At 67.2% G+C, this 5,058-nt stretch carries 4 protein-coding genes; 2 read left to right on the plus strand and 2 right to left on the minus strand.

Features of this window, described 5'->3' with window-relative positions; genetic code table 11:
- Positions 1-29: 29 nt before the first annotated feature.
- Together argF and FBT96_RS11900 are read right to left on the minus strand one after the other, a co-directional pair.
- On the minus strand, positions 30-956 hold the full coding sequence (gene argF / locus FBT96_RS11895; RefSeq protein ID WP_136906908.1) for an ornithine carbamoyltransferase: 927 nt from the start codon (positions 954-956) through the stop codon (positions 30-32).
- A gap of 69 nt (positions 957-1,025) precedes the next feature.
- Complete coding sequence (locus FBT96_RS11900) at positions 1,026-2,207, minus strand: aspartate aminotransferase family protein (RefSeq protein WP_136906910.1); 1,182 nt, start codon at positions 2,205-2,207, stop codon at positions 1,026-1,028.
- 325 nt (positions 2,208-2,532) lie between these two features.
- On the opposite strand from FBT96_RS11900, the gene FBT96_RS11905 reads away from it, so the two are divergent.
- On the plus strand, positions 2,533-4,494 hold the full coding sequence (locus tag FBT96_RS11905) for a heme lyase CcmF/NrfE family subunit (RefSeq protein WP_136906912.1): 1,962 nt from the start codon (positions 2,533-2,535) through the stop codon (positions 4,492-4,494).
- Entirely contained in the window at positions 4,495-4,947 is a 453-nt protein-coding gene (locus tag FBT96_RS11910; RefSeq protein ID WP_169583407.1) for a cytochrome c-type biogenesis protein, read from the plus strand.
- Positions 4,948-5,058 lie beyond the last annotated feature (111 nt).

The following is a 5,058-nucleotide window of genomic DNA, read 5'->3' on the forward strand; positions in this document are numbered from 1 at the left end:
GGTCCGGGGGCAGCGCCCCCGGCCTCGCCTCACTTGCCCAAAGCCCAGCGCATGATCGCCTTTTGCGCATGCAGCCGGTTTTCCGCCTCGTCGAAGATCACCGAATGCGGCCCGTCCATCACGGCCGAGGTCGCCTCGTCGTTCCTGTGCGCGGGCAGGCAATGCATGAACAAGGCATCGGGTTTCGCCTTGGCCATCAGCGCCTCGTTCACCTGATAGGGGCGCAGCTGGTTGTGACGGCGTTCCTTGGCCGATTCCGGGTCATGCATGCTGACCCAGGTGTCGGTGACGACCAGATCGGCGCCCTCGACCGCCTTGGCGGGATCGCGCTCGATCGCCACATTCACGCCCTTGCCGCGGGCAAACTCGATCCAGTCCCGTTCCGGGTCGAGCGTCTGCGGCCCGGTGAAGGTCAGGTCGAAGCCGAACTGCCCCGCCGCCTGCAGGAAGGACGCGCAGACGTTGTTGCCGTCGCCCGACCAGACCACCTTGCGCCCGGCAATGGGCCCGCGGTGTTCTTCATAGGTCATGATGTCGGCCATGATCTGGCAGGGATGGGTGCGGTTCGTCAGCCCGTTGATCACCGGCACCGAGGCATATTCCGCCATTTCCAGCAGCGTCGCCTCCTCGAAGGTGCGGATCATGATCAGATCCACATAGCGCGAGAGCACCCGGGCGGTGTCGGCGATGGTCTCGCCATGGCCCAGTTGCATCTCCTTGCCCGAAAGCACCATCGTCTGCCCGCCCATCTGCCGCACGCCGACATCGAAGCTGACGCGGGTCCGGGTCGAGGGTTTTTCGAAAATCAGCGCCACCATGCAGCCCGCCAGCGGCTGATCGTCATCGAGCGCGCCTTTCGGGCGGCCCATGCGCGCGGTCTTCATCGCCCGGGCGCTGTCGATCATCGAGCGCAGATCGGCCGGGCTGGTGGTGTGGATGTCAAGAAAATGGGTCATGTCGGTTTCCTTCCCGTCAGGCCGGGGGCTCTGCCCCCGGACCCCCGGGATATTTGGGCCAAGGTGAAATCAGGCCGGTTGGTTTTCGAGCGCGGTGGCGGCGGCGTCCAGACGGCGGACGGCCTCGGCCATGTCGTCTTCGGTGATGGTCAGCGCGGGCAGAAGCCGCAGCACGTTATCCGCCGCGGGCACGGTCAGCAGGTTCTGCGCATAGGCCGCCTTGACCACATCTCCGGGCGGCAGCTTGCAGCGCAGGCCGAGCATCAGGCCCTGACCGCGCACCTCTTCGAAAAGGTCGGGATGGGCGGCGACCAGCCCTTCGAGCCGCTGGCGCAGGAAGCCCGCCTTGCGGCTGACTTCATCCAGAAAACCCGGCGCGGTGACGATCTCGATCATCTTCGCGCCGATGGCGCAGCCCAGCGGGTTGCCGCCATAGGTCGAGCCATGCGTGCCCGCGATCATCCCCGAGGCGGCGTCTTCGGTGGCCAGCACCGCGCCCAGCGGGAAGCCGCCGCCGATGCCCTTGGCCACCATCATCACGTCGGGGGCGACGCCCGCCCATTCATGCGCGAACAGTTTGCCGGTGCGGGCGACGCCGCATTGCACCTCGTCAAAGACCAGAAGCGTGCCGGTGGCATCGCAGATCTCGCGCAGGGCTTTGAGGAAGCCCTCGGGCGCGGGGCGGATGCCGCCTTCGCCCTGAATCGGTTCGATCAGGATCGCCGCCGTAGTTTCGGTGACGGCGGCTTTCACCGCGTCAAGGTCGCCCCAGGGCAGATGGACGAAGCCGGGCAGCAGCGGGCCGAAGCCCTTGACCATCTTTTCCGTGCCGACGGCGGCGATCGCGGCGGAGGAGCGGCCATGGAAGGCGCCCGAGAAGGTCAGGATCTCAGTCCGCTCCGGCTGGCCCTTTTCGTAAAAATGCTTGCGCACCATCTTCACCGCCAATTCGCAGGCCTCGGTCCCCGAATTGGTGAAGAAGACGGTATCGGCGAAGGTGTTGGCCACCAGCATGTCGGCCAGCCGTTCCTGTTCCGGGATCCGGTACAGGTTCGACACATGCCAAAGCTTGCCCGCCTGTTCGGTCAGCGTCGCGACCAGTTCGGGCGCCGCATGGCCAAGCGCATTGACCGCGATCCCGGCGCCCAGATCAAGGTATCGGCTGCCATCCGCGGTCCAAAGCCAGGAGCCCTCGCCGCGCACGAAGGCGAGGGGGGCACGGGTGTAGGTCGGCAGCACGGAAGCGATCATTTGCGGCTCCTGAAAAAGGAAGGCCAAGGCGTGCAACAGGCGCGGGGCGGCTGTCAACGGTCCGGGACCTTCGGGGGCGGTTTTGTGGAAAGGGTGTGGCGAGAAGCCACGGCAGATCGGACGTCAGGCGCGAAGGGCGCGACGTCGGGGACGGGCAAAGAGGGCGGTCCGGGTGATCATGCCTGCCCCTTAGCGCAGGGCCGGGGGCAAAGTCAAAGGAAATGACCGCTTCACGCTTTTGCGAAAGATGCGCGGCAGATACGCATCTGCCTTGGCCCCGAGGGGTCTTGCCCCTATGATCCCCGCGACTTGAGGAGGACCCCGCATGATCGTCGAGACCGGCCATTTCGCCCTGATCCTGGCCCTGTGCGTGGCGCTGGTGCAGGCGGTCATTCCCCTGGTGGGCGCGCAAAAGGGCTGGTCGGGCTGGATGGCCGTTGCCACCCCCGCGGCGCTGGCGCAGTTCGGGCTGATCGCCATCGCCTTTGCCGCGCTGACCTATGCCTTTGTGACGTCTGACTTTTCGCTGAAGCTCGTCTACGAAAACTCGCATACCGACAAGCCGATGCTGTACAAGGTCACCGGCGTCTGGGGCAACCACGAGGGCTCGATGCTGCTTTGGGTGCTGATCCTCGCCATGTTCGGCGCAGCGGCGGCGGCCTTTGGCGGTGCGCTGCCGGAGCGGCTTCGGGCGCGGGTGCTGGCGGTGCAGGGCACGATCGGGCTGGCGTTCCTTGTCTTCGTGCTCTTCACCTCGAACCCGTTCCTGCGGCTGGAGGACGCGCCCTTCAACGGCCGCGACATGAACCCGCTCTTGCAGGACCCCGGCTTGGCCTTCCATCCGCCGTTCCTTTACTTGGGCTATGTCGGGCTTTCGATGGCCTTCAGCTTCGCCGTCGCCGCGCTGATCGAGGGGCGGGTCGATGCCGCCTGGGCGCGCTGGGTCCGGCCCTGGACCTTGGCGGCCTGGATCTTCCTGACCATCGGCATCGCGCTGGGGTCGTGGTGGGCCTATTACGAACTGGGCTGGGGCGGCTTCTGGTTCTGGGACCCGGTCGAGAACGCCTCGCTGATGCCCTGGCTTCTGGCGGCGGCGCTTTTGCATTCGGCCATCGTCGTCGAAAAGCGCGAGGCGCTGAAAAGCTGGACGATCCTGCTGGCGATCATGGCCTTCGGCTTTTCGCTGATCGGGACGTTCCTGGTGCGCTCGGGCGTGATTTCCTCGGTGCACAGTTTCGCCAACGACCCCGAGCGCGGGGTGTTCATCCTGTTCATCCTGGCCTTCTTCACCGGCGGCGCGCTGACGCTTTATGCGGCGCGGGCCTCGGACATGCAGGCGAAGGGGCTGTTTGCCATGGTCAGCCGCGAATCGGCGCTGGTGGTGAACAACGTGCTTCTGGCGGTGGCGGCGCTGGTCGTGTTCACCGGCACGGTCTGGCCGCTGATCGCGGAGCTGTTCTGGGATCGCAAGCTCTCGGTGGGGGCGCCGTTCTTTGAAAAGGCCTTCACGCCGTTCATGATCGGGCTGGCGGTGCTTCTGCCGCTGGGCGCGATGATGCCGTGGAAACGCGCAAGCCTGGGCAAGCTGGTGCGGCCGCTGGTTCCGGCGCTTGTGTTGACGCTGGCCGTGCTGGCGCTGGTCTGGGTGATGGCGACGGGGCGGCCGATGCTGGCGCTCGGCGCGGCGGGGCTGGGCGCCTGGATCGTCTTTGGCGCCCTGGCCGAGCTGTGGCAACGCGCCGGCCGGACGCCGGGGCGGATCTTGCGGCTGCCGCGCGCGGACTGGGGCAAGGCTTTCGCGCATGGCGGGCTTGGGATCGTCTTTGCGGGCGTGGGCCTGCTGATGGCCGGGCAGATCGAGGATATCCGGGTGGCGAAGGCGGGCGAGAGTTTCCCCGTCGGCGGCTACACGATCACGCTGGTGTCCGTCGAGGACGTGCCGGGGCCGAACTTCACCGCCAAGACCGCGACGATGGAGGTGCGGCAGGGCGACAAGCTGGTGGCGGTGCTGCATCCCGAAAAGCGCATCTATCCGGTGCAGGCGATGCCGACGACCGAGGCCGATATCGACAACGGCTTCTGGCGCGACGTCTATCTGGTGATCGGCGACCCGCAGGAGGGCGGCGGCTGGGCGGTGCGGACCTATATCAAGCCCTTCGCGAACTGGATCTGGGCGGGCTGTCTTCTGATGGCCTTCGGCGGCGGTCTGAGCCTGTCCGACCGGCGCTATCGCAGCGCCGCGGGGGCGCGGCGGGCGGTGGCGGGCACGGCTGTTGCGGCGGAGTGAATGATGCTGAAACGACTTCTGCTGTTGCTGGTTCTGGCCACCCCCGTTCATGCGGTGCAGCCCGACGAAGTTCTGTCGGATCCGGGACTTGAATCCCGGGCACGGCAGATTTCGCAGGTGCTGCGCTGCCCGGTCTGTCAGGGCGAGAACATCGACGAATCGAATGCCGGGGTGTCGCGCGATCTGCGGCTTGCGGTGCGCGAGCGGCTGGTGGCGGGCGATACCGACGCGCAGGTGATCGACTACGTCAAGGACCGCTTCGGGGAATATGTGCTGTTCGAGCCAGAGCACAGCGGCGCCAATCTGATCCTTTACTGGATCGGGCCCGCGGTGCTGGTGGTGGCTTTGGGCGGGATCTTCCTGTGGCTGCGCGGGCGGCGGCGCGACGAGGATCTGGCGCCGGTGCTTTCGGCCGAGGAAGAGGCGCGGCTGAAAGACCTGCTGAAGGAGTAGGGATTTCGCCCGGGGCTTGCGCCCCGGGCGACCCGGGGGGGGGGGGGGGGGGGGGGGGGGGGGGGGGGGGGGGGGGGGGGGGGGGGGGGGGGGGGGGGGGGGGGGGGGGGG

The organism is Rhodobacter capsulatus (assembly GCF_005144475.1).
Taxonomy (GTDB): Bacteria; Pseudomonadota; Alphaproteobacteria; order Rhodobacterales; family Rhodobacteraceae; genus Rhodobacter; species Rhodobacter capsulatus_C.

Excerpts from the sequence above, each read along its gene's own strand:
- argF (WP_136906908.1), bottom strand. The coding sequence starts at position 956 with ATGACCCATTTTCTTGACATCCACACCACCAGCCCGGCCGATCTGCGC.
- FBT96_RS11900 (WP_136906910.1), bottom strand. The coding sequence starts at position 2,207 with ATGATCGCTTCCGTGCTGCCGACCTACACCCGTGCCCCCCTCGCCTTC.
- FBT96_RS11905 (WP_136906912.1), top strand. The coding sequence starts at position 2,533 with ATGATCGTCGAGACCGGCCATTTCGCCCTGATCCTGGCCCTGTGCGTG.
- FBT96_RS11910 (WP_169583407.1), top strand. The coding sequence starts at position 4,495 with ATGATGCTGAAACGACTTCTGCTGTTGCTGGTTCTGGCCACCCCCGTT.